General features: G+C 65.1%; 4 protein-coding genes. All 4 read left to right on the forward strand.

Annotation, left to right across the window (positions count from 1 at the left end):
- A partial coding sequence (locus VNQ78_RS01875) for a phosphoadenylyl-sulfate reductase (RefSeq protein ID WP_325685995.1) occupies positions 1-517 on the forward strand: 517 nt, incomplete at its 5' end.
- Entirely contained in the window at positions 514-885 is a 372-nt protein-coding gene (locus tag VNQ78_RS01880; protein WP_325685997.1) for a DUF934 domain-containing protein, read from the forward strand. The genes VNQ78_RS01875 and VNQ78_RS01880, both read left to right, overlap by 4 nt.
- 55 nt (positions 886-940) lie before the next feature.
- Entirely contained in the window at positions 941-1780 is an 840-nt protein-coding gene (locus tag VNQ78_RS01885; RefSeq protein ID WP_325685998.1) for a ferredoxin--NADP reductase, read from the forward strand.
- Positions 1781-1907: 127 nt separating this feature from the next.
- Positions 1908-4203 (forward strand): type I DNA topoisomerase (gene topA / locus VNQ78_RS01890; RefSeq protein WP_325686000.1); only part of this gene is annotated, 2296 nt, incomplete at its 3' end.

Here is a 4203-nt window from a genome sequence, read left to right on the forward strand (position 1 = left end):
GTTTCAGGAGACCCTCGACTATCAGCTCGAGGTCACCGAGAAGCTGAAGCTGACCGATGTGCGCGTGGTCCGGGCGACCGAGCGTGAGGTCGCGCTGAACGATCCCGACGGCACGCTGCACCAGTTCAGCACCGATTCCTGCTGCGACCTGAGAAAGACCGTTCCGCTGGAGCGGGAGCTTGCGCAATTCGATGCCTGGATCACCGGGCGCAAGCGTTTTCAGGGCGGCGAGAGAAAGCAGCTCGAGTTCTTCGAGGCCGAGCCGCCCGCGCGGCTGCGGATCAATCCGCTGGCCCATTGGCGGGTCGAGGACGTGCAGGACTATCTGGCCGAGAACAACCTGCCGCGCCACCCGCTGGTTGCGAAGGGCTTCGCCTCGATCGGCTGCGCGCCCTGCACCTCGCCCACGCGGCCGGGCGAGGATCCCCGCGCCGGACGCTGGCGCGGCAGCCAGAAGACCGAATGCGGCATCCATTTCATCGGCGGCAAGATGGTCCGCGCAGGAGCAGGTTCATGAGCGATTTCTTCCTTGTCCGCGATGACGGCTTCCATCCCCATGACGGGGCGGAGCCGGTCGTGCTGGCCCCCGATCTTGATCCGGCGACGCTGGGCGACTATCTGGGGCACGATCTGCTTGCCATCGAGTTCCCCTCGTTCAGCGACGGGCGCGGCTTTTCGCTGGCGCGCATCCTGCGCGAAAAGGGCTACAAGGGGCGGCTTCGCGCCGTTGGCGGGCTGATCTCGGACCAATATGCCATGGCGCGCCGCGTCGGTTTCGACGAGGTGCAGATCACCGCCGCGCTCGCAGGACGCCAGCCGCAGGAGCAATGGCTTTACCGCGCCGACTGGCAGCAATGGGATCACCGTTCGCGCCTTGCCGGCTGACCGGGCCCGGGTTCCCCCCGGCCCCATCCTGAACTAGATAGACCGGGACCCTGACATGACACTGGATCTCTCCGTGGCCGACGCCGCCGTAAAACCCGCAAAGACGCTTCCCGATGCGCAGACCGTGACCACGGTGACGCATTGGTCCGACAGCCTGTTCTCGTTCCGCGTGACGCGGCCGGCGAGCCTGCGCTTCCGCTCGGGCGAGTTCGTGATGATCGGCCTGCCGGGGGAGAACGGCAAGCCTATCCTGCGCGCCTATTCCATTGCCTCGCCGAATTGGGACGAGGAGCTGGAATTCTATTCGATCAAGGTGCCGGACGGGCCGCTGACCTCGAAACTGCAGCTGATCCAGCCGGGCGACGAGATCATCCTGCGTCCGAAACCGGTGGGGACGCTGGTGCTGGACGCGCTTCTGCCCGGCAAACGCATGTGGTTCCTGGCCACCGGGACCGGCCTCGCGCCCTTCGCCTCGCTGATGCGCGATCCCGAGACCTATGAGCGTTACGAGCAGGTCATCATGATGCATACCTGCCGCACCGCCGAGGAGCTGAACTATGGCCGCCAGCTGGTCGAGAACCTGAAGCATGACCCGCTGCTGGGCGAGATCTATGGCGAGGATTTTGCCAAGCGCCTGCTGTATTATCCGACCACCACGCGCGAGGAGAGCCCCTTCATGGGGCGGATCACCGACAACCTGACCTCCGGGAAGGTGTTCGAGGATCTGGGCCTTCCGCCGATGGATGTGGCGAATGACCGCGCCATGGTCTGCGGCAGCCTAGCCTTCAACGTCGACGTCAAGGCGGTGCTGGAAGGCTTCGGGCTGAACGAGGGCGCGAACAGCGATCCGAAGCAATTCGTGGTCGAAAAGGCCTTTGTCGGCGACGGCGTCTGAGCCTGCTGCCGGGGGTTTCACACCCCCGAACCCCCGTGGGGTATTTTCGAAACGGTGAAGGCCCGGCGTTGACAGTGCGCCGGGCTATGCCCATTTTCGCGACCCGAATCATCTCGAAGGATTTTCCATGCCTGTCGTCGTCGTCGAATCTCCGGCCAAGGCCAAGACGATCAACAAGTATCTTGGTGACGACTATACGGTTCTGGCCTCGTTCGGCCATGTCCGCGACCTGCCGCCGAAGGATGGCAGCGTCGATCCCGATGCGGATTTCGCGATGAAATGGGAAATCGCCTCGGATTCGAAGAAGCATATCAAGGCGATCAAGGATGCGCTGGCGAGCGACCCGAACCTGATCCTCGCGACCGACCCTGATCGCGAGGGCGAGGCGATTTCCTGGCACCTGCTGGAGGCCCTGGCGCCGGCGCTGAAGAAGGGCTCGGAAGTGAGCCGCGTGACCTTCAACGCGATCACCAAGAATGCCGTCTCTGAAGCGATGGCCCATCCGCGCCAGATCGACCAGCCACTGGTCGACGCCTATCTGGCGCGCCGTGCGCTGGACTATCTGGTCGGTTTCAACCTGTCTCCGGTCCTGTGGCGCAAGCTGCCCGGCGCGAAATCGGCCGGACGCGTGCAGTCGGTTGCGCTGCGCGTGATCGTCGATCGCGAGATGGAGATCGAAGCCTTCAAAGCCCGCGAATACTGGTCGGTTCATGCCAAGCTTGCGACGCCGCGTGGTGACCAGTTCGATGCGGCGCTGACCGTCTATGGCGGCAAGAAGCTGGAACGCTTCGACCTTGCGACCGAGAAGGATGCGATGCTGGCGGTTTCGGCCATTGCGGCGCGCGACCTGAAGGTCGCGAGCGTGTCCGCGAAGCCCGCGAGCCGCAACCCCTGGCCGCCCTTCATGACCTCGACCCTGCAGCAGGAGGCGAGCCGCAAGCTGGGCCTTGGCGCGCGGGCCTGCATGTCGGCGGCGCAGCGCCTCTATGAGGCGGGGCATATCACCTATATGCGGACCGACGGCATCGACATGGCCCCCGAGGCCGTGATGTCGGCGCGGGATGCGATCAAGAAGCGGTTCGGCGAGGAATACCTGCCGAAGAGCCCGCGCATGTACAAGAACAAGGCCAAGAACGCGCAGGAGGCGCATGAATGTATCCGTCCGACGGACATGTTCATGTCGCCCGACAAGCTGCCGGTCGCGGACAAGGACCAGAAGGCGCTGTATGACCTGATCTGGAAGCGCACGATTGCTTCCCAGATGGAATCGGCGCGGATGGAGCGCACGACCGTCGAGATCGCCTCGGATGACGCGCAGGTGGGCCTGCGGGCGACCGGGCAGGTGATGATGTTCGACGGTTTCCTGAAGGTCTATGACCAGGGCCGCGACGACGAGGAAGACGAGGACAGCCGCCGCCTGCCGCTGATCAAGGAGGGTGAGAAGGCCGACAAGCGCGGCATCACCCCCGAGCAGCATTTCACCCAGGCCCCGCCGCGCTATACCGAGGCCACGCTGGTCAAGCGCATGGAGGAGCTGGGGATCGGCCGGCCCTCGACCTATGCCTCGATCGTGACGACGATCCAGGACCGCGACTATGTCCGCAAGGAGCAGAACCGCCTGATCCCCGAGGACAAGGGGCGGCTGGTCACGATCTTCCTGCTGAAATATTTCCCGCGCTATGTGAGCTATGACTTCACCTCGAGCCTCGAGGGGGAGCTGGACGACATCTCCTCGGGCGAGCGCGCCTATCGCGAGGTGTTGCGCCGCTTCTGGAAGGATTTCACCGCCGCGCTGGAGGGAACCTCCGAGCTGCGCATCGGCGAGGTGCTGGATGCGATCGACGAGGCGCTGGCCCCGCATCTTTATCCGCCCCGCGCCGATGGCGGCGATCCGCGGGAATGTCCGCTTTGCCACAAGGGCCGGCTTCACCTGAAGACCGCGCGCTCGGGCGGGGCCTTTGTCGGCTGCTCGAACTATCCCGAATGCCGCTATACCCGGCCGATCAGCAGCCCCGAGGGCGAGGTCGTGGGCGATGCGGTGCTGGGCACCGATAATGGCGACGAGATCAGCCTGAAGAACGGCCGCTTCGGCCCCTATGTCCAGCGTGGCGAGGCGACGGCCGAGGTGCCGAAGCCGCCCCGTGCCTCGATCCCCAAGGGTTGGGACATCGCCGCGGTCGATCTGGAACGGGCGCTGGCGCTGCTGGCGCTGCCGCGCGAGATCGGGCCGCATCCCGAGGATGGTGTCGCGGTCGAGGCCGGGATCGGGCGCTATGGTCCCTATGTGAAGCATGGGTCGAAATATGCGAACCTTCCCGATGTGGACGAGGTCTTCACCATCGGCATGAACCGCGCGGTCGAGGTGCTGGCATCGAAGCAGGTGCGGGGCAGGGCGGCGCCCGCCGCGCCGCTGGCGGAACTGG

Origin of the sequence: Paracoccus sp. (in: a-proteobacteria), assembly GCF_035556475.1 — a bacterium.
Lineage (GTDB): Bacteria > Pseudomonadota > Alphaproteobacteria > Rhodobacterales > Rhodobacteraceae > Paracoccus.

What these genes read in the sequence shown, in the direction of transcription:
- VNQ78_RS01880 (WP_325685997.1), top strand. Translation starts at nt 514, where the DNA reads ATGAGCGATTTCTTCCTTGTCCGCGATGACGGCTTCCATCCCCATGAC.
- VNQ78_RS01885 (WP_325685998.1), top strand. Translation starts at nt 941, where the DNA reads ATGACACTGGATCTCTCCGTGGCCGACGCCGCCGTAAAACCCGCAAAG.